Origin of the sequence: Kitasatospora sp. NBC_01250 (assembly GCF_036226465.1) — a bacterium.
In the GTDB taxonomy this organism is placed as follows: domain Bacteria; phylum Actinomycetota; class Actinomycetes; order Streptomycetales; family Streptomycetaceae; genus Kitasatospora.
In genome coordinates this window covers 4,753,222-4,773,706 of sequence record NZ_CP108476.1, presented here as the reverse complement: position 1 = coordinate 4,773,706, position 20,485 = coordinate 4,753,222, and the positions used below count along the sequence as shown (strand labels likewise).

Here is a 20,485-nt window from a genome sequence, read left to right as displayed (position 1 = left end):
GTCGGCTCAGCCGACCGGCTTCACCGTGATGATGCCGTCGAGGTCGCGCAGCAGGGCGGCCTTGGGCTTGGCGCCGACGATGCTCTTGACGAGCTCGCCCTTGACGTAGACGTTCATGGTCGGGATCGAGACGATGCCGTACTGCGCGGGGACGGCCTGGTTCTCGTCGACGTTGAGCTTGGCAATGGTGAGCTGGTCGCCGTACTCCTCGGCGACGGCCTCCAGCACGGGGGCGACCTGACGGCAGGGGCCGCACCATTCGGCCCAGAAGTCCACGATCACGGGCTTGTCGCTGTTGAGGACGTCGCTCTCGAAGGTCGCGTCGGTGACGGTTATGGTGGCGCCGGCCACGGGAACTCCTAAGGTCGCATGCGGGGTGGTGCTGGGTGCTCCGAAAGGGACAACAACGGAGCGGGGGATTCTGTTTCGCAGCCGGGCGTTTCACGTGAAACACCTGGCTGCGAGGGGATGGTGCCGGGAGGTCAGACCGCGACGGCGGCGGTCTCGCTCTCCTTGCCGGCCGCGTCGGCCAGGTGGGCCAGGTAGCGCTCGGCGTCCAGGGCGGCGGCGCAGCCGGTACCGGCCGCGGTGATCGCCTGGCGGTAGGTGTGGTCGACCACGTCGCCGGCGCCGAAGACACCGGGGATGTTGGTGCGGGTGGTGGGGGACTCCACCTTGAGGTAGCCCTCGGCGTCCAGCTCCAGCTGGCCCTTGAAGAGCTCGGTGCGCGGGTCGTGGCCGATCGCGATGAACAGGCCGGTGACCGGCAGCTCGCGCAGCTCGCCGGTGGTGGTGTCGCGCAGGGTCACACCGGTCAGCTTCGGGTCGCCGTGGACGGCCTCGACGGCGCTGTCCCAGGCGAAGCTGATCTTCGGGTCGGCGAAGGCACGCTCCTGCATCGCCTTGGAGGCGCGCAGCTCGGCCCGGCGGTGCACGACGGTGACGGACTTGGCGAAGCGGGAGAGGAAGGTGGCCTCCTCCAGGGCGGTGTCACCGCCGCCGACCACCGCGATGTCCTGGTCCTTGAAGAAGAAGCCGTCGCAGGTGGCGCACCAGGAGACACCGCGGCCGGAGAGCGCGTCCTCCCGGGGCAGGCCGAGCTTGCGGTGCTGGGAACCGGTGGTGACGATCACGGCGTGGGCCCGGTGCACGACGCCCTCGGAGTCGGTGACGGTCTTGATGTCACCGGTGAGGTCGACCGCGACGATGTCGTCCGGGACCAGCTCGGCGCCGAAGCGCTCGGCCTGTCCGCGCATGTTGTCCATGAGCTCGGGGCCCATGATGCCGTCCCGGAAGCCGGGGAAGTTCTCCACCTCGGTGGTGTTCATCAGGGCGCCACCGGCGGTGACGGCCCCTTCGAAGACCAGCGGCTTGAGGGAAGCGCGCGCGGTGTAGAGCGCTGCCGTGTAACCGGCGGGGCCGGAACCGATGATGATCACGTTACGGACGTCGCTCACTGCATCTCCTGGTTCGCATCGCGACCCGCGCCAGGCGGGGAGGGTGGCGGTCCTGCTCCGCCGCCCGGGACAACGACTCACCAGTGTCGCGCATTCCCAGCTCCTGGTGTACCAGCGGCCGCCCGTCGGACGGCCGTGGCGGCGGCGCGGGCGTGGTCAGTGGGCCGGGATCTCCTCCTGGAGGCGAACCGTGGCGGGGGAGTTGGGGGTGGTGGTGGCGCAGCCGGCGGCGAGCAGAAAGACGTCCAGGTGCGCCGGATCGTCGCTGATCCGGAAGACGTAGACGTCCACCGGCGCGCCCTGGAAGCTGCCGTGCGTCACCAGTAGCGGCTGCTCGCCCTGGTGTCCGGCGACGGCGGACTCGACGCAGACGGGCAGCGGGGCCGTGGCGGGGGAGGCGTGGTCGGGTGCGGCCTGCTCGCTGCTGGCGTGCGGCAGGTTGCCGGAAGCGGCGGGCAGCAGGGTCCGGAGCTGGTCGGGCAGACCGCTCGCGGTGAACGCGGGACCGGCCGGGGTGAACGGCGATGCGCTGGTGCCGCCCTGCGGCGCCGAGGTACTCGGGACGGCGTACGAGGCAGCCGGGTGGCCGGCCGCGGAGGCGTCGTTCGCGGAGCGGTCCGCGGTGCTGGCGAGGCCCGCCAGGACGGCCGCGGTGCCGCCGCCCAGGACCGCGAGGCAGGCGACCGCGGCGGCCAGCAGCCGGACCCGGCTCCGACGCGGCCGGGGCCGCCCGGGGCCGGTGTGCTGGCGCGCGGTGCCGGGCGGCGCGGTGCCGGCCACCCTGCCGGGTGCGGTGCTGCTCTTCGGGGTGCTGGTCGCCTTGGCGGGTGCGGTGCTGCTCTTCGGGGTGCTGGGCACCGCGTGGTTGTCGGCCGGTGCCGGCTCGGCGATCGCGGCGGCGATCGCGGCGTCGAGGCGCTGGGCGACGTCCGCCGGCATCGCCGGTGGCGGATCAGCGGCCAGCAGGCCGGTCAGCTCGGCCAGCGCCGCCAGGGTCTCCGAACACTCCTCGCAGTCGGCGAGGTGGCTCCGCAGGGCGGCGGCCTCCTCGGCACCCAGCAGGTCCTCGTGCAGGTCGGCCAGCTGGTCGACGCCGGGATGGGAGGCGCTCGGCGCCGACTCGACGGGGTCGGGGGTCTGGTTCGTCATCGGGGCGTCGCGTCTCCTTCCAGGCTCGGCTCTTGGGCGGGGATGCCAGGGCCCCGCGATGGGACGGATGCGGGGCCCGGCCGGTTCCCCGGCGGTCCAGTCGGCGGCCCGGGCTCCCGCGCGGCCCCTCGCCCGGCCTCCCGCGCGCTCGGGGGTGGGCCGGCCGAGGGCGTGCCGGGCGGCGTTTCACGTGAAACATCACCCGCGGCGGTGCGCTGCGGGCCGTCGCCCGGTTCGGCGTCCGCCCGCAGGTGGCGCACCAGCGGCAGCAGCCGGGCCCGGCCCCGGGCGCAGCGGCTCTTCACCGTGCCCACCGGGACGCCCAGCAGCTCGGCGGCCTCGGCCACCGGGTAGCCCTGCATGTCGACCAGGACCAGTGCGGCCCGCTGCTCGGCCGGCAGCTCGGCCAGGGCCGCGCCGAGCTCCCGGCGCAGCTCGTGCCGGAGCACCAGGGCGTCGGTGGGTTCGGCGGCGGGCACCAGGGTGTCGAGCCGGCCCGGCTCCTCGTCCAGCGAACCGGCCCGTCGGCTGTTGGCCCGCCGGGCCCGGTCGAGACAGGCGTTGACCACGATCCGGTGCAGCCAGGTGGTGACGGCCGAGCGGCCCTGGAAGGTGTGCGCGGCGCGCAGCGCCGAGACCAGGGCGTCCTGCAGCGCGTCGGCGGCCTCCTCGCGGTCGCCCAGGGTGCGCAGGGCGACCGCCCACAGGCGGTCCCGGTGACGGTGCACCAGCCGGCCGAAGGCCGCCTGGTCCCCGGCGACGTGCCGGGCCAGCAGCTCGGCGTCGCTCTGCTCGCCGGTCTCGGGCGGCTCTGGTCGCGCCGGTCCTGCCATCTGCCTGCCCCTCGGGTGCCCTGGTCGCGCTCAGGTGCCGGTGGGCCTCATGCGCGACCGGGAGCCCCTGTGGCGGCCCGGCGCCGCAATCAGCCGGAGACCTTGATCTCGGACACCTGGCCGCGGTAACTGCCGTCCCTATCCTTGGGGAGGCTGGTCAGCCAGATCAAGAGGTAGCGGGAGGTGACCGGCGAGGTCAGCTGGAACTGGGCGTCGGTCCCGCTGGCCTTGGCCAGCGGCTGGCCGAAGTCGTCGAGGGTGGTCGGGGCACTGCCGCCGGTGGCGCTGGGCACCCGCAGTTCGGCGCTGGTGGTGCCGAGGAACTGGACCTCGACCGAGCTGACCGACTTGGCCGAGCCCAGGTCGACCAGCAGGCCGGTGCCGTGGCCGATGGTGGGCAGATCGGAGTAGTAGCCCTGGGTCTGCCAGGCGCCGTTCGGGCTGCCGCTGTTGATCTCGGAGATCAGCTCCGGGTGCATCGGGCCGCTGCCGAACGGGTTGAACGACTGGATCTGCGAGATCTGCAGCGCCGTGACCGGCTTGGCGGAGGGCGAGGCCGAGGAGACCACGCCGGCGCCACCGGTGGTGCCGAGCGCCTGCTTCTGCGTCGTGGTCCCCAGGCGACCGGCCAACTCCCAGGAGCCGTAGCCGATCGCGGCCAGCAGCACCACGGAGACCGTCCACTGGAGCACTCGCCTGGCCCGGCGGCGGCCCGGCCGGGGAGCTGGCGCGACGGGGGCCGGCGGCGGCGCGAACGGAGCGGGGGCGGGGCGGTGCCCGCCCGGCGGCACGGTCCGCAGCACCTGGGTGCGGTTGTCCGGGCGCGGCGGTGCCGGGTAGCGGGGAGCGGTGCGTTCGGGGCCCGGCTGCTCGGGTGCGGGCTGCCGGATCTTGGGCAGCAGCGCGATCTCCTTGGCCAGCGCGGCCGGCGAGGTGATCGGGGTCAGGCCGCGCGGCGGCGGATCCGACAGGACCCGCACCGCCAGCTCGGCCAGGCCCTGGTGGACCTCGGGCCGCAGCTGCTCCGGCGGGGCCAGCGTGCCGCCCTCGGGCAGGCCGGGGAGCCCGTAGCGGTTCTCCGGGTGCGGCCAGTGGTGGGTGAGCGCGGCGTACAGCAGGGTGCCGATCGCCCGGGTGTCCGTCAGCTCGGCGTCCTGGTCGGGCAGTCCGCGCAGCGCCGCGTCGACCGCGACCCCGTTGATCCGGTACTGGCCGGTGTCGGTGCGCAGCACGCAGCGCGGGGTCAGCCGCAGGTGGGAACGGCCACTGCGGTGCGCGGCGGCGATGGCGTCGGTGAGCTGACGGGCCATCTGGTAGGCGTCGTAGGGCTCCATCGGGCCCGGGGCGAGCAGCGTGGCCAGGTCGGTGGCGTCCGGCAGCCACTCCCGGATCACGTAGACCAGCTCGCCCTCCTGGACCGCGTCCAGCACCTGGACGAAGCGCGGGTCACCGAGCAGGGCCGCGGAGCGGGCGGCGGCCAGCACGCCCTCGGCGCGCTTGCTGCCGGCCGCGAGCAGGTGGACGCCGACCGCGCGGCGCAGCTTCTCGTCCACGGCCCGCCAGCTGCTGAAGGCCGTCGACTGGGAGATGCGCTCCTCCAGCCGGTAGCGCCCCGCGATCTTGTCGCCGCTGTGGCGCTCCGGGACCGGGAAGTGGTCGTCGGGCGCCTCGGCGTCCTGGACGGGATCCGGCTCGGCCGCGGCGTCGAGGTCGGCCCCGGCATCGAGGTCGGCGCCGGCGTCGAGGCCGGCCCCGGCATCGGGTTCGGCGCCGGTCTCCGGCTCGTCGGCGGGATCCTCGGCCGGAGCCTGGTCGGCGCCGGGTACCGGCAGCACCTGGGTGGCGCCGTTCGCGTCGGCAGGTACCGGCAGCACCTGAGTGGCGCTGTTCGCGCCGGCGGGCAGCGGCATCACCTGGGTGGCAGCCGACCCGCCGTCCGCGCCGCGCTTGCCGCCGACCGGCCGGTCGGCCAGCTCCGCGGCGATCTCGTCGGCGGAGAGCGGGGCGGTGATCTCGCCGGTGGCCTCGTTCGGGGACTCGACCGGCGTCTTGGCCGCCGCCCGCTCGACGACTGCCTTGGTGCGATCCTTGGTGCGATCAGCCACCGTCGTCCTGCCTCCCCTTGTAGCGCCCGGTCCGGCACCCCCGCCGGCGTGTCGCCGGGAGGCGGACAGGCGGGGACCCGGGTCTGCAGACCAAGTCATTCGAAGACAATTGTGCCCACTCTTCCCACCCCCGGACGACCGCTGACGGGGCCAACCGGTTTCACCGGGTGCACTACCGGCCAGTAGGTGGACAAACTGATGGGCGGTCAACGGCCAAGGCGACCGCGGACCATGCCGATCACCGTGGTCAGTTCCTCGATCCGCAGCCGCCGGGCGACCGCGAGGAAGACCGCCACCTGCCCGGCGCCGGCCACCAGCACGGTCATCACGCTACCGGTCCAGCCGTCCAGCAGACTGCGCAGCACGAGCGACAGCAGCAGGCCGACCACCGCGGCCGGCAGGCAGGCGAGCGCCAGCCGCACGTAGGTCTTGGCGATCCGCGCGGTGTCCAGTCCGCCGATCCGCTGCTTGAGCTTGGGCAGCGCGACCGCCACGCCCACCACGTACGAGGCGCCGTAGCCCAGCGCCATCCCGGTGACCGCCCACTGGGCGGGCAGCAGCAGGAAGCAGACCAGTGCGGTCGCGGCCTGGGTGACGGCCACCCAGACGGTGTTGGAGAACGGGGTGCGGGTGTCCTCGTAGGCGTAGAAACCGCGCAGCAGCACGTACTGCACCGAGTAGGGGATCAGGCCGAGTGCGAAGGCGGAGAGCATGAAGCCGACCGCCGTGGTGCCGTGCGCCGCGCTGCCGCCGTTGCCCAGGCCGTAGATGGCGCCGCCGATCTGCGGGCCGAGTGCGAGGAAGAGGAAGGCGGCGGGCACGATCGCCACCGCCGAGGTGCGCAGCCCGTACGAGAGGTCGTCGCGCACCGCACCGGGGTCGCCGTCGGCGGCCGAGCGGGAGAGCCTGGGCAGCACGGCGCTCATCACCGAGACGGTGATCACCGCCATCGGCAGCTGCCAGATCAGCAGCGCGTTGGAGTACGCGGCCAGGCCCACCCCGAGGTAGCCGTGCGCGGCGGCCCGGCTGCCGGCCGCGGTGGCCAGCTGGGTGACGACCAGGTAGCCGGCCTGGTTGGCCAGCACGAAGAGGAAGGTCCACTTGGCCAGCCGGGCGGCCTTGCCCAGGCCGTGCCCGCGCCAGTCGAAGCGCGGCCGGAAGTGGAAGTCGGCCGCGCGCAGGTAGGGGAGCATCGCCAGCGCCTGGACGGCCAGGCCCAGCATGGTGCCCAGGCCCAGCAGCCGCAGCCCCTCGGGGGAGATGCTCTCGGGGGTGACCCGGCTGTGCTGGAAGGTGCCGAAGACCCACAGGTACATCGCGAAGGTGAAGATCACCACGACGTTGTTCAGGACCGGGGTCCACATCATGGCGCCGAACCGGCCGCGGGCGTTGAGGATCTGGCCCATCACCACGTGCATGCCCATGAAGAAGATGGTCGGCAGGCAGTAGCGGGCCAGGGCCACCGTGCTGTCCGCGCTGGCCTGACCGCTCATCAGCGAGTGCGAGATCAGCTGGACCAGCAGCGGGGCGGCCAGCACGGCCACGAAGACCACCCCGGCCAGGCCCACCATCACCAGGGTGAGCAGGCGGTTGGCGTAGGCGGTGCCGCCGTCCTGGTCCTGCTTCATGCTGCGGACCAGCTGCGGCACGAAGACGGCGTTCAGCGCGCCGCCGCCGATCAGGATGTAGAGCAGGGTGGGCAGCGTGTTGGCGGCGGAGTAGGAGTCGCCCATGGTGCCGACGCCGATCGCGGCGGCGATCACCATGGTGCGCAGGAAGCCGGTGCCCCGGGAGACCAGGGTGCCGGCGGCCATGATCGCGCTGGAGCCGAGCAGGCTCGCGACCTTGCCGCCGCCCGAGGTGGCGGGCGCTTCGGTGGGCTTCTCGGGCTCCTCGGGCCGGTCCTGCTCGTCCTGCTCGTCCGGCTGGGCCGGCTCCGCCGCGGCGGCCCGGTCCGGCTCCTCGGGCCCGTCCGGGAGGTCGAAGGTGAACGGCAGGTCGGACCCGGACTCCGCGGCGGCCTCCCGCAGCGCGGTCTCCTCGGGGCTGAGCGGCGGGTCGAACTCGATGACCGGGACGAAGGGCCGCCGTGACACCTCGCCGGTCGGGTAGGCGGCGGCGAACAGGTCGTCCACGCCCACGTACTCGGTGCTCCCGGTGTCCCGGGGCGAGCCGCCCGCGGGCTCGGCCTCGGCCTCGCTCCCGGGTTCGGTGGCAGGGACGGTGCTGGGCACCGCGGGGGCGGGCGTGGCGGCCGCCTGGCGGGCCCAGCGGGAGGCGGGCACCGCGGGCTCGTCCGGCGGCTCCGCGGCCCTGTCACGGCGCTTCTGCCGCTTCCGTGCGGTGGGTGCCGCGGCGGGGGGCGCGGGCTCCTCGGCGGGGTCGCCGTCGCCCGCCGGGGCCTGCGCTTCCGGGGCCTGCGATGCGGGGGTGCCCGCTTCCGGGCCGCTCGGTTCCGCTTCGGCCCGGTGGTACGGACCCGGGCCGTCAGGCGTCGCGTACGGGTCGGTGGCGAACGGGTCGCGCGCGAAGGTCTCGGTGAGGTACCAGTCGCTCTCCTCGGCCGCCGTGGGCGCGTGCTCCTCGGCCGGCGGGACCGACCTTCCGCCGCCCCCGCCCGCGGCCGGGGGGACCCCCGTGCTCCGCTCGCTCATGCCACCTCATCGCTGGTCGGTCCGGCCGTCTCCGAGAGATCTCAAGGACCTACTGTCTCATCACCAGCGGCCCGATCCCGGCTTTCGGCACGGTGCCCTAGGGGTGCGCCGCGGTCCCTTCGGGGGTCGGTCGGCTGTCCGATTCGGACGGGTTCGTTCCGCCGTCGGCCGACGGCCGGCTGTCCGGCCCGTCCTCGGCGTCGAGCGCCTCGCCGGCTCCGTCCGGTGCGTCGGGGTCGACCAGCGGCGCGTCCGGGTCGTCGTCCGGCTCGCCCTTGCGCTTGCGGCGCTGCAGGAAGAACCGCAGCCCGGCCAGCAGCACCAGCAGGACACCGGCCCCGACCACCCACCAGACGCCGTTGGGCACCTGGCTGACCTCGACCGAGAACTTCACCGGTTCGCCGTACGGCTGCGGGTTGGGCCCCACCGTGTACAGCTGGGCGGTCATCTGCACCACGCCGTTGCCCTGGGCCTGCGCGAGGAACTTGGCCGAGACGCTCTGCGCGCTGCTCAGCGAGATGTTCTGCGGCTTGCTGACGCTCACCCGGTAGGGCTGGTTGGAGGTGAGCCGCAGTTCGAGGTTGATCACCGGCTGGGTCAGGTCGTTCTTGACGCTGACCTGCAGGACGCCCTCGTTGCCCGCGAGCGTGATCTTGTTGCTCTTCTTCGGGATACTGACGGCGTTGACCAGCTGCCCCATGTTCTTGGAGACATTGGTGCGGTAGTCGTCGCCGGCCTTGGCGTCGGTGCGCCAGGAGGTGGAGACCGAGCTCATCATGGCGGCGCTGAACGGGCTGCTGACCCGCCCCGGGTTGGTCAGGATCTGCAGCAGCAGGTCCATCTGACCCTGCACGTCGGCCACCTGTCCGAGGTTGCTGCTCGGCAGTTCGCCGGCGCGCAGGGCGGCGGGGTAGGCGTCGGCGGGCTGCACCGTGGTGTCGGCGGTCGCGGGGTCGGCGGGGGTGCCGGCCACCGTGTCCAGCGTCACCGGGTTGGTCCACTGGCCGCTCTTGAGCAGCGCGTCCTGCAGGGTCTGCGCGCTCTGCGCGGTGAGGTTGCGCGGCGGCATGACCAGCAGGGTGCGCTGGGTGCTGGGCTGCTGCCGGGTCATCGCCAGCGTCTCGGCGAGGAACCGCTGCTCGGCCGCGGACCTGGCCTCGGGGGTGGCGAGGTCGTTCGCGAACAGGTCCGCGATGGTGCTGTCGGCGACCAGGGCGGTCTGGCCGTTCGGCAGCGGCCGGGCCGCGTTCGGGGTGTAGGACAGCTGCGGATCGCTGACGCTCGCGCTGCTCACGATGATCTTCGAGCCGCCCAGCTGCTGGGCGACCTGGGCGGTCTGCGGGTCCAGTGCGCCCTGGTAGGGCCAGGCGATGTCGCCCACCGGGTCGACCATCAGCCGGCCCTCGACGGTCACCTGCCCGGCCACCTGCGCCTTGCCCAGCACGGTGCTCAGCCCGCTCAGGCCGCTGCCGTTGTGCGCGATCGAGGCGAGGTCGGGATCGCCGTACGGCAGGGCGACCACCTCGTCGCCCTTCTGCGTGACGGCGTGGCGCAGCTCGTCCAGCCAGTGGGTGGCCACTGCGGTGCCGGTGCCGGCGACGGTGTTGTCGCTGTGGGCGGGCTCGCCGCTGTGGCCGGGCAGCTGCACCCGGTAGGGCTTGGTCATCGCGGTCACGGCGTCCAGCAGCGCCGGGTCGATCACCCAGGTCAGCGAGGGGATCTGCTCGCCGAGGCTGAGCAGCTGGCCGAGCCGTCCGTTCGGCGCGAGGTCGGTGGCCAGGCTGTCGTCCCGCAGGACCGGGCTCTGGTCGGTGTCCAGGGTCTGGGTGACCAGCTCGGCCTGGTGGGTGAGCGGCCACACCGTGGCGACCTGGGTCTTCTGCGGGACGTCCTTGGGGTCGGAGAAGTACGGCAGCACGCTGCGGGCGATACCGACCTCGTGCGACGCGGGGTCGTCGTTGGTGCCGGCCTGCACCTGCACCGCCAGCTCGTAGACCGCGCTCCCCTCGCTCGGGTCGAGCTTCAGGTCGCTTATCGCCACCGGGGGCAGGTGGAACGCGGTGCTGGCGCCGGGCGCCAGGTCGCCCACCGGGCTCACCGGGGCGGCCAGCGGCTTGCCGTCGGCGCTGGCCGGGTCGGTCCTGGCGAGCATCGTGCCGATCGCGTAGCGGTTCGCCAGCGGCGTCGAGCCGCGCCCCAGTGACAGGCCCACCTGCGCGGCCTTGAGCGGGGTCGAGCCGCTGTTGGTGACGGTGCCGGAGATCTGCAGCGAGTCGCCGGCGGTGGGGGCCGGGGGCTGGACGCTGGAGATGGTGACTGTGACCGGGAAATCGGGCGAGACCGCGGCCAGCCCCGGCTGGGCCGGCGCGGCGAGGGCCGGCACCACGCCGGCGGCGCCGAGCAGCGCGAGCGTGCCGGCGACCACCGCGGTGGACCGCAGCGCCCGGGTCAACCGCCGGGAAGCGCGCTCCGACCTGCGGGGACCCTCGGTGTGCCGTGCTGGCTCGCCCACGCGCTTCGTCCTCGCCGTTCTGGTTCGCGGTCGTCTTCGCTTCGGTCCGCGCCGCCCCCGCGACCACGCGCGGTGTCGGGCTCGCGCCCTCGGCGGACCATCGGTCCCACCGGCATGGTAACGACGCTGCCGGGCCCGCAGTGTTGCGGGCCTTGGGATGGGCGGGGTCGGGAGGTGATCGGCACCGGAAAAAGGAGCGGGCTGCCGACCGGCTCGGGCACGTACCCTTGTGTGCCGTGCCCAACGCCAATGAACCCACCGCCGCCCCCGCTGCCGCTCCTGCCCAGGCCACCGGCCCTGCCGCGGCCCTGCCAGGCCTGAGCGAGGCCCAGACACGGGGGCTGCAGGAGCTGCTCCGGGTCTCCCCGGTCGCGGACGAGATCGCCCGGCGGTTCCAGGAAGCCGGCTTCCGGCTGGCCCTGGTGGGTGGGTCGGTGCGCGACGCGCTGCTCGGCCGGCTCGGCAACGACCTGGACTTCACCACCGACGCCCGGCCGGGGCAGGTGCTCAAGCTGGTCAAGGGCTGGGCGGACGCGGTGTGGGACGTCGGCATCGCCTTCGGCACGGTCGGTGCCCGCAAGGACACGCCGACCGGCAGCTTCCTGATCGAGATCACCACCTACCGCAGCGAGGCCTACGACCGCACCTCGCGCAAGCCCGAGGTCACCTACGGCGACACGATCGAGCAGGACCTGGTCCGCCGGGACTTCACGGTCAACGCGATGGCGGTCGACCTGCCGGGGCGCGGCTTCGTCGACCCGCACCACGGGCTGGAGGACCTGGAGGCCAGGGTCCTGCGCACGCCGGCCACGCCCGAGGAGTCGTTCTCCGACGACCCGCTGCGGATGATGCGTGCCGCCCGGTTCGCCGCCCAGCTGGACTTCACGCCCGCCCCCGAGGTGGTGGCGGCCATGACGGCGATGGCCGAGCGGATCACCATCGTGTCCGCCGAGCGGGTCCAGGCCGAGCTGAACAAGCTGCTGACGGCCGAGTACCCGGTGCAGGGCCTGCGACTGCTGGTGGAGACCGGGCTGGCCGACCACGTGCTGCCCGAGCTGCCCGCCCTGCGGCTGGAGGAGGACGAGCACCACCGCCACAAGGACGTCTACGAGCACTCGCTCACCGTGCTCGAGCAGGCGATCGCGCTGGAGCAGGACGGCCCCGACCTGACGCTGCGACTGGCCGCGCTGCTGCACGACATCGGCAAGCCGCGCACCCGCCGCTTCGAGTCGGACGGCCGGGTCTCCTTCCACCACCACGAGATGGTCGGTGCCAAGCTCACCCGCAAGCGGATGCGGGAGCTGAAGTACTCCAAGGAGCTGATCGACGACGTCTCGCGCCTGGTCGAGCTGCACCTGCGGTTCCACGGCTACGGCGGCGGCGAATGGACCGACTCCGCGGTGCGCCGCTACGTCACCGACGCGGGCCCGCTGCTGGAGCGGCTGCACAAGCTGACCCGCTCCGACTGCACCACCCGCAACAAGCGGAAGGCCGCGACCCTGTCGCGGACCTATGACGGTCTGGAGGAGCGGATCGCCCAGCTGAAGGAGCAGGAGGAACTGGACTCGATCCGGCCCGCGCTTGACGGCAACCAGATCATGGAGCTGCTCGGCCTGGCGCCGGGCCCGGTGATCGGCAAGGCCTACAAGCACCTGCTGGAGCTGCGCCTGGAGCACGGCCCGATGGAGCACGAGGCGGCGGTGGCGGCGCTCGAGCAGTGGTGGGCGCAGGAGCAGCGGGGGAACTGACCCGCCCGGGCCGCGGTGGCGTACCACCGCGGCCCACGGACGGTCCGTCAGACGCTGGTGCCCGAACCGGTCGAGTCGGTCGAACCGGTCGAACCAGTGGTGCCGGAGGAGCCGTCGGGGGCGTCGGGGGCGTCGGGGGCGTCCTTCGCGGCCAGGCAGAGGGCGAAGCTGGCGCCGCCGTCCTTGTGCAGGAGCCAGGAGGTGGCGGCGTGGTAACCGGAACAGGCGCCCTGTGGGTCGTCCACGGTGGCCACCTTGGCGAGCACCCGGTACTGCGCCTTGGAACTGCTGCAGGGGAGCACGGTGACGTCCGGATGGGCGTCGGGCTGACCCAGCGAGCCATGGGCGTCGCGCAGGCAGTCGCCGCCGTTCGCGGTGATCACCGAGCGGCCGGCCGGCCCCGAGTCGTCGCCGTTCGCGCCGGAGACCAGCAGCACCAGCAGCGTGATGCAGGCCGCCACCGAGGCCACCGGCAGCAGCAGCATCCAGATCGCACCGCGCTTGGTGAGCGGGGTGCCGGGGTCCAGCTGCGGACCGTGGGTTCCCGGCGCGGGTGGCGGGAGCTGACGGATCTTCTGATAGGCGGCCCGGGTGCGCAGCAGCGTGATCAGGGTGAAGAGCGGCGAGAGGACGGCCCACCAGCCGCGCACCAGGGTCCGCTGCGCCATCTCACGGACCGTCGCGGTGCCGCAGACCTGGCAGTACGGGCCGGGACGGCTGGGGAACTTCCACAGCACGATCACGCCTTGGTGGCCGCGCACCGTGACGTCCACCGCCGGGAAGCCGCCGCACACCCGGCAGACGGCGGGCGTGTCCGGCATCCCGGGGCCCGGGTAGCCGTACGCCGTCGCGAAGGCCGGTGTGCCGTACGGGTTCGGGCTGGCGTACGCACTCGGCGCGGCATACGGGTTCGGCACCGCGTAGGGGTTCGGCGCGGCCGGTGGCTGCGCCGGGGCCTGGGCGGGGGGCGGTGTCGGCGTCGGCTGGGCGAAGACCGGCGGCGGGAGCACGGCGGTCGGCGGCTGCGCGGCCGGGGGCTGTGCGGCCGGGGCCGGCGGGGTGGCGTCGACGGGCGTGCTGTCGACGGGCGTCGCGTCGACGAGCGTCGGGTCGGCCGGTGCGGGCTCCGCGGGTGTCACGGCCGCGGGCGCGGAAGCCGGCGGCGCGGGAACGCTCGGCGGATTCGGCGGTGGCGGTGGGATGTTCGGGTTCGGCGGCTGGGGCGGATTGCTCACGACGGCTCTCCGAGGATGGCACGACGGCCGAGGGGCGGCGGAAGTGGAGCGAAAACGTCAACTCGTTGGTGCGGACGTACCCTAGCGAGTCGCCGTGTCCCCGGTCACCGGGGCCCGGGCGGCGGTGTGCGCCGACCGGCCCGGGCGTAGAGCGCGGCGCTCAGCGCGTAGACCGCGGCGACACCGAGCAGTACGCCCACGGAACGTCCGTTCAACGGCAGCACCAGCGCGGTGACGCCGGCGGCTGCGACGAAGGCGACGTTGAACAGCACGTCGTAGAGGGCGAAGACCCGCCCCCGGTAGTCGTCCTCGACCGCGTTCTGCACGATGGTGTCCGCGCAGATCTTGCTGCCCTGGGTGACCACACCGAGCAGCAGCGCAGCGGCCATCACCGGGCCGGTGTCGAAGAAGAGGCCCAGTGCCGGGACGAAGAGGGCGGCCGAGCCGAGGCAGGCGACCATCCAGCCGGTGAGCCCGAGCCGCCGGGTGAACCAGGGGCTGACCACGGCGGCCAGGAAGAAGCCGACCGCCGAGAAGCCGAGCGCCGTGCCCAGGGTGGCGAGCCCGGCCTGACTGTCGGCCGGGTCGTTGAAGGTGTAGCGGGAGAGCATGAGCACCGTGACGATCAGGACGCCGTAGCAGAACCGCGCCGCGGTCACCGCGGCGAGCGCGTGCACGGCGGGCCGGCTCTCCTTGACGAGGTGGCGCACGCCGTCGACCAGTGACCGGCCGGCCTGGCCGAGGGCCGCACGCAGGTCGGGGCGGTCGGGGTGGTGCTCGGGGCCGAGCAGGTCGGGGGCCATCCGGTGGGCGGCGAGCGCGGCGGCCAGGTAGAGCACGGCGGCCAGCGTGACGAGAGCGGCGTCGGCCCGTGGTCCGGGCGCCATCACCTGGTGGAAGAGGAAGCCGATGCCACCGCCGCAGGCAGCCGCGACGGTTCCCGCGGTGGGGGAGAGGGCGTTGGCGGTGACCAGTTGGGCCGGTGCCACGACGCGGGGCAACGCGGCCGAGAGTCCGGCCAGGATGAACCGGTTGAGCGCCGTCACCAGCAGCGCGGAGGCGAAGAAGAGCCACTCGGGCACCTGGCCGAGGAGCAGCCCGGCGGTCGCCAGGCCGAGGCCGAAGCGGGCCAGGTTGCCGAGGTAGAGCACCTGGCGGCGGCGCCAGCGGTCCAGCAGCACCCCGGCGAACGGGCCGATCACCGAGAACGGCAGCAGCAGCACCGCGAGCATGGAGGCGATGTCGGCGGGGGAGGACTGGTGCTCCGGGGAGAAGATCACGTACGAGGCCAGGGAGACCTGGAAGACGCCGTCGGAGAGTTGGGAGAGCAGCCGGGCGGCCAGCAGTCGGCGAAAGTCCCGGGAGCGCAGCAGCGAGCCGAGCGAGGCACGGTCGGTGTCGGGCGTGCTGGGAGCCGGGGCCTGCCGTCGGGTGATCGCCACGTGCTCAGGGTGTCATGACGGTGGCCGATGTTTCACGTGAAACATCGGCCACCGTCATGGTGCGGGGGTCAACCCGCTTGCTCAGCGCTCAGCCTTCATAGCTCGCAGGCTTCGCTGCGCTCAGCCTTCATAGCTCGCAGGCTTCGCTGCGCTCAGCCTTCATAGCTCGCAGGCTTCGCTGCGCTCAGCGCTCGACCTCACCGCGGATGAACTTCTCGACGTTCTCCCGCGCCTCGTCGTCGAAGTACTGCACCGGCGGCGACTTCATGAAGTACGAGGAGGCCGACAGGATCGGGCCACCGATGCCGCGGTCCTTGGCGATCTTCGCGGCCCGGACGGCGTCGATGATGACACCGGCGGAGTTCGGGGAGTCCCAGACCTCGAGCTTGTACTCCAGGTTCAGCGGCACGTTGCCGAAGGCGCGACCCTCGAGGCGGACGTACGCCCACTTGCGGTCGTCGAGCCAGGCGACGTAGTCCGACGGGCCGATGTGGACGTTCTTCGCGCCCAGCTCACGGTCACGGACCTGGGAGGTGACGGCCTGGGTCTTCGAGATCTTCTTGGACTCGAGGCGGTCACGCTCGAGCATGTTCTTGAAGTCCATGTTGCCGCCGACGTTCAGCTGCATGGTGCGCTCGAGGAGGACACCGCGGTCCTCGAAGAGCTTCGCCATCACGCGGTGCGTGATGGTGGCGCCCACCTGCGACTTGATGTCGTCACCGACGATCGGCACGCCGGCCTCGGTGAACTTGTCCGCCCACTCCTTGGTGCCCGCGATGAACACCGGCAGGGCGTTCACGAAGGCGACCTTGGCGTCGATGGCGCACTGCGCGTAGAACTTGGCAGCGTCCTCGGAACCGACGGGCAGGTAGCAGACGAGGACGTCGACCTGGCGGTCCTTCAGGACCTGCACCACGTCGACCGGCTCCTCGGCGGACTGCTCGATGGTCTCGAGGTAGTACTTGCCGAGGCCGTCGAGGGTGTGGCCACGCTGCACGGTGACGCCGGTCGGCGGCACGTCGCAGATCTTGATGGTGTTGTTCTCGCTGGCGCCGATGGCGTCGGCCAGGTCGAAGCCGACCTTCTTGGCGTCGACGTCGAACGCGGCGACGAACTCCACGTCCTTGACGTGGTACTCGCCGAACTGCACGTGCATCAGGCCGGGGACCTTACCGGCCGGGTCGGCGTCCTTGTAGAACTCGACACCCTGCACCAGCGACGCGGCGCAGTTGCCCACGCCCACGATGGCTACGCGAACCGAACCCATTCCGGTTGCTCCCTGTGATCTCGTGAGGTCCGCCGGAGACCGGCGGTCCTCGTCCTGCTTCTCATCTGACTGTCTGACGGGCGCACTGCGCCCACTTCCGCTGCGTGGCGCCAGGCGGACGCGGCGGCGGCACTCCTAGGCGGAGTGCCCCGGGCGGTCGTGCGGTGGCCGGGACGGAAGGGGGGATCCGTCCTCGTCGCCACGGCCGTCCGAAGACTGTGGTACGGCGGTTCTGCCCGGCGGGGCGGCGGTGCGCCCGGTCCGGTTGGCCCGCTCGGTCTCGATCAACTCGTTCAGCCAGCGGACCTCGCGCTCCACCGACTCCAGACCGTGCCGCTGCAGTTCGAGCGTGTAGTCGTCGAACCGCTCGCGGGTGCGGGCGATCGAGCTGCGCATCCGCTCCAGGCGCTCCTCGAGGCGACTGCGGCGGCCCTCCAGGACGCGCATCCGCACCGCCCGGTCGGTCTGACCGAAGAAGGCGAAGTGCACTCCGAAGTGCTCGTCCTCCCAGGCGTCCGGGCCCGAGTCGGCGAGCAGCTCCTCGAAGCGCTGCTTGCCGTCCGCGGAGAGCCGGTAGACGATCTTCGACCGCTTGCCGTTCAGCGCCGTGGCCGGGACGTACTCGGTGTCCGGGTTGTCCTCGACCAGGAAGCCCTGGGCGACCAGGCTCTTCAGGCACGGGTACAGCGTGCCGTAGGAGAAGGCGCGGAACGAGCCGAGCAGCACGTTGAGGCGTTTGCGCAGCTCATAGCCGTGCATCGGGGCGTCGTGCAGGAGGCCGAGGACGGCGAATTCCAGCACTCCTGAGCGTCTGCTCACGCGGTCCGACCTCCCTTCGATGCCTCGGTCGCCGGTACCTCGCGACCGGCTATGCCGCTGCGATGTATCGACTCGATATATCGAGAACGATAGGCGGAGGTCACGATTGGGGCAAGAGGGGCACGGGTGAATGTGATCACAAGAGCACGCAGCGCTCCCAGCCAGGTCTCACCGAAGCCCCAGGAGAAGGCCGACCCGGGAGTTCTTGGCAACGGCCATGTAATGATCTGTTGCCCTTTCACGGCTCTTGTACGCAAATGCCCGATTGATGACTCATCAGGCATGCGTACGCTGTCGCGTGTGCACGAGGACCACCACCTGGGCAGCGGCCTGATCCCCGCCTAGGGCGGGTTGCGGGCATCGGAAGTGGATCCTGTCTACAGGCGTCCGTGCCTGGCCTAGGAGTTACTGGACTATGAGCGAACACCGGCGCCGGTCGGCGAACTCGGGCGGCGACGAGCAGCCGCCCGGCCGACCGAACGACCAACGCCCGTACGCCTACGGCTCTGCGCCTGAAGGCGCGCCGTCCTACGACACCCCGGGGCGGCCGCGTGCGGCCCGGCCCGCGGGTCCGCGGGGCCCGCAGGCGATGCGGGAGACGGCCCAGCAGCCGCGGATGACCCGCGCCGAGATGCGCAAGGCGGCCCAGAAGGGCGGCGGCGGTCGCAAGGGCGGCGGTCCGGGCGGCGGCGGTGGCCGGGACGGCCGGGGTGCGGGGGCCAAGCCGCCGGGCAAGAAGCGGTTCATCGACTACCCGCGCTGGGGCAAGAGCGGGGTGCGGCGCTGGCTGCCCTCGTGGAAGCAGCTGCTGTCGGTCTTCCTGATCTTCTTCGGCGGCGGTGTCGCCGCGGTCGGCACCGCGTACGCGATGACGACGGTGCCGGCGCTCAAGGACATGGTGAACAACGCGCCCAACACCTATTACTGGGCCGACGGCTCGGAGATGACCAGCACGGGCAGCCTGACCCGGCAGGTCGTCCCGATCGGGGACATCAACAAGTCGATGCAGGACGCGGTGATCGCGGCCGAGAACGAGAGCTTCCGGACCGACCCCGGCATCGACCCCAAGGGCATCGCCCGGGCGATGTACAACATGGCCTCCGGCCAGGCCACCCAGGGTGGTTCGACGATCACCCAGCAGTACGTGAAGAACGCCTACCTGAGCCAGAGCCAGACCCTGAGCCGCAAGCTCAAGGAGTTCTTCATCACGCTGAAGATCAATCAGAAGATGTCCAAGGACGACATCCTGGACGGCTATCTGAACACCAGCTGGTTCGGACGCCAGTCCTACGGCATCCAGGCCGCCGCCCACAACTACTACAACGTGGACGCCAAGGACCTGAACGTCTGCCAGAGTGCGATGCTGGCCGGTCTGCTGAAGGGCGCTGGGCTCTACGACCCCTCGCTCAGCGCCAGCAACCACGCCAACATGTTCGGCACCCCGGCCAAGCCGGACACCGGCCGCTGGGAGTGGATCCTGGGCAAGATGGTGGAGACCAAGGCCATCACCAAGGACCAGCAGAGCCAGTGCCTGTCGGCCGGCCTGCCCGAGCCGGTCAAGCAGCAGACCGCGACCAACATGACCGGTCAGGTCGGCTACATCGTCGCCACCGTCAACAAGTACCTGGAGCAGAAGGACCCGACGATCACGGACGCCTCCCTCGGCCGGGGCGGCTACAAGATCTACACCACGCTGCAGAAGGACAAGGTCGACGAGCTGAGCGCGGCCGTCGCGCAGATGCAGCAGCAGAACCTCGACCCCGTCAAGCACCCCACCACCGACACCAACGTCCAGGTCGGCGCGGCCTCGGTGATCCCCGGGGACGGCGCGCTGGTGGCCCTCTACGGCGGTCCGGGGCAGGACAAGGGGCAGTACAGCAACAACGCGGACACCACCGGTGTCCCGGTCGGCTCGACCTTCAAGCCGTACGTGCTGGCCACCGCGATGCAGGTCGGCCTGCAGACCCAGACGGGGCCGGACGGCAAGCCGCTGCGGATCAACGAGGACAGCCGCTACAACGCCGACGACCTGAGCACCATCCGCCAGCCGGACGGCTCGCTGGTGAAGAACCAGGACGGCTCGGTCTTCCACCAGAAGAACGACGAGGACGGGCCGCAGGGATACGTGACCCTGCGCGACGCCATGATCAACTCGTTCAACGTCCCCTACGTCCAGCTCGGTGAGGACGTCGGCGGATCCAACGTGGCCAAGCTGGCCGAGCAGATGGGCCTGAGCGCGGCGAGCATGCCGGTCCAGAACCAGGGCACCGCCGCCTTCGCGATCGGCACCTCGACCCCGAGCGCGATCCAGATGGCCTCCGGCTACTCGGTCTTCGCCGCCCGCGGGCAGCAGGCCGACATGTACCCGGTGACCAAGGTGCAGCTCGGCGACAGGACGCTGAGCACCTTCACCAAGCCCACCCCGAAGACGGTGCTCGACCAGGCGGTGGCCGACAACATCACCAGCGTCCTGCAGGACGTGGTGGCCAAGGGCACCGGTAAGAAGGCGCTGGCGGTCGGTCGCCCGGTGGCCGGCAAGACCGGTACCACCGACAAGGGCACCTCGGCCTGGTTCGACGGCTACACCCCGCAGCTGGCCACGGCCATCACCATGTTCCGCGAGGACCCCAACCACCCCGGGCTGCAGTCCCTGGTCGGCACCGGCGGTCGGACCGAGTTCGCCGGTGGTGACCTGCCGACCGAGATCTTCGCCAACTACATGAAGGCCGCGTTGGCCAACACCCCGGTGGCCGACTTCCCGGACCCGGCGGCGGTCAACCAGGAGGTCGACGCCTCGGGCGCGCCGAGCACCGCCTCGCCCTCGCCGTCCACCTCGGCGTCGAGCTCGCCGAGTTCCACCCCGAGCTCCACCCCGAGTGCCCCGGCGAGCAGCCAGGCCCCGCCGCCGTCGCCCACCACCCAGGCTCCGCCCCAGCCGCCGACCGGTGGCGGTCCGGAGACCTGCCTGCCCGGCGTGGACTGCGGCGGCCAGCCCACCGCGTCCAAGCAGCCGCCCGGTGGCGGCAACGGCGGCGGTACCGGGGGCGGCGGTACCGGCGGTGGCGGCAACACCGGGGCTCCCGGTGGTGGCGGTTCGACCTGTGCCTTCGGGGACCTGTTCTGCGGCGGTGGCGGCCAGACCTCGGCCCCGCCGACCACCAAGCCCACGCACAGCGGGGGCGGTGGCGCCGGCGGTGCCACCGGAGGCCCGAGCAGCCCGGCCAGCGGCACGGCGAACCCCGGCGCTGCCGGGGGCTGAGGCAG

At 72.3% G+C, this 20,485-nt stretch carries 13 protein-coding genes; 2 read left to right on the top strand and 11 right to left on the bottom strand.

The features are described 5' to 3' along the window. Positions 1–6: 6 nt before the first annotated feature. The 7 genes from trxA to OG500_RS19820 all read right to left on the bottom strand — a co-directional run bounded on the left by trxA (position 7) and on the right by OG500_RS19820 (position 10,710). On the bottom strand, positions 7–351 hold the full coding sequence (gene trxA / locus OG500_RS19850) for a thioredoxin (protein WP_327067991.1): 345 nt from the start codon (positions 349–351) through the stop codon (positions 7–9). Positions 352–482: 131 nt separating this feature from the next. Next, positions 483–1,457, bottom strand: a complete 975-nt coding sequence (trxB, locus tag OG500_RS19845) for a thioredoxin-disulfide reductase (protein WP_329582108.1) — start codon at positions 1,455–1,457, stop codon at positions 483–485. Between the two features lie 156 nt (positions 1,458–1,613). Further along, positions 1,614–2,606 carry a zf-HC2 domain-containing protein gene (locus tag OG500_RS19840; protein ID WP_329582105.1) on the bottom strand — a complete coding sequence of 331 codons (993 nt, stop codon included), beginning with the start codon at positions 2,604–2,606 and terminating at the stop codon, positions 1,614–1,616. Further along, the gene (gene sigM / locus OG500_RS19835; RefSeq protein WP_329582103.1) at positions 2,603–3,439 is read right to left on the bottom strand and encodes an RNA polymerase sigma factor SigM; all 837 of its coding nucleotides are present in this window, start codon (positions 3,437–3,439) and stop codon (positions 2,603–2,605) included. The genes OG500_RS19840 and sigM overlap by 4 nt, the downstream gene beginning before the upstream one ends. Positions 3,440–3,528: 89 nt before the next feature. Next, positions 3,529–5,544 (bottom strand): protein kinase family protein, encoded by a 2,016-nt coding sequence (locus OG500_RS19830; RefSeq protein WP_329582100.1) that lies wholly within the window; start codon positions 5,542–5,544, stop codon positions 3,529–3,531. A gap of 206 nt (positions 5,545–5,750) precedes the next feature. Beyond that, complete coding sequence (gene murJ, locus OG500_RS19825) at positions 5,751–8,198, bottom strand: murein biosynthesis integral membrane protein MurJ (RefSeq protein ID WP_329582097.1); 2,448 nt, start codon at positions 8,196–8,198, stop codon at positions 5,751–5,753. A gap of 97 nt (positions 8,199–8,295) precedes the next feature. After that, on the bottom strand, positions 8,296–10,710 hold the full coding sequence (locus OG500_RS19820) for a DUF6049 family protein (protein ID WP_329582094.1): 2,415 nt from the start codon (positions 10,708–10,710) through the stop codon (positions 8,296–8,298). Between the two features lie 236 nt (positions 10,711–10,946). On the opposite strand from OG500_RS19820, the gene OG500_RS19815 reads away from it, so the two are divergent. Continuing rightward, positions 10,947–12,458, top strand: coding sequence for a CCA tRNA nucleotidyltransferase (locus OG500_RS19815; protein WP_442907045.1), 1,512 nt, complete (start codon positions 10,947–10,949; stop codon positions 12,456–12,458). A gap of 47 nt (positions 12,459–12,505) precedes the next feature. On the opposite strand, the gene OG500_RS19810 is transcribed toward OG500_RS19815, so the two are convergent. The 4 genes from OG500_RS19810 to OG500_RS19795 form a co-directional block, all read right to left on the bottom strand. After that, positions 12,506–13,693 (bottom strand): LppU/SCO3897 family protein, encoded by a 1,188-nt coding sequence (locus OG500_RS19810; protein ID WP_329582091.1) that lies wholly within the window; start codon positions 13,691–13,693, stop codon positions 12,506–12,508. A gap of 104 nt (positions 13,694–13,797) precedes the next feature. Further along, complete coding sequence (locus tag OG500_RS19805; protein WP_327071611.1) at positions 13,798–15,066, bottom strand: MFS transporter; 1,269 nt, start codon at positions 15,064–15,066, stop codon at positions 13,798–13,800. 253 nt (positions 15,067–15,319) lie between these two features. Beyond that, positions 15,320–16,402 (bottom strand): inositol-3-phosphate synthase, encoded by a 1,083-nt coding sequence (locus tag OG500_RS19800; protein ID WP_327067983.1) that lies wholly within the window; start codon positions 16,400–16,402, stop codon positions 15,320–15,322. A 135-nt stretch (positions 16,403–16,537) separates the two neighbouring features. Next, positions 16,538–17,221 carry a PadR family transcriptional regulator gene (locus OG500_RS19795; RefSeq protein WP_327067982.1) on the bottom strand — a complete coding sequence of 228 codons (684 nt, stop codon included), beginning with the start codon at positions 17,219–17,221 and terminating at the stop codon, positions 16,538–16,540. Positions 17,222–17,636: 415 nt separating this feature from the next. On the opposite strand from OG500_RS19795, the gene OG500_RS19790 reads away from it, so the two are divergent. Further along, entirely contained in the window at positions 17,637–20,480 is a 2,844-nt protein-coding gene (locus OG500_RS19790) for a transglycosylase domain-containing protein (RefSeq protein ID WP_327067981.1), read from the top strand. Positions 20,481–20,485: the final 5 nt, after the last annotated feature.

Excerpts from the sequence above, each read along its gene's own strand:
- OG500_RS19840 (WP_329582105.1), bottom strand. The coding sequence starts at position 2,606 with ATGACGAACCAGACCCCCGACCCCGTCGAGTCGGCGCCGAGCGCCTCC.
- sigM (WP_329582103.1), bottom strand. The coding sequence starts at position 3,439 with ATGGCAGGACCGGCGCGACCAGAGCCGCCCGAGACCGGCGAGCAGAGC.
- murJ (WP_329582097.1), bottom strand. The coding sequence starts at position 8,198 with ATGAGCGAGCGGAGCACGGGGGTCCCCCCGGCCGCGGGCGGGGGCGGC.
- OG500_RS19800 (WP_327067983.1), bottom strand. The coding sequence starts at position 16,402 with ATGGGTTCGGTTCGCGTAGCCATCGTGGGCGTGGGCAACTGCGCCGCG.
- OG500_RS19790 (WP_327067981.1), top strand. The coding sequence starts at position 17,637 with ATGAGCGAACACCGGCGCCGGTCGGCGAACTCGGGCGGCGACGAGCAG.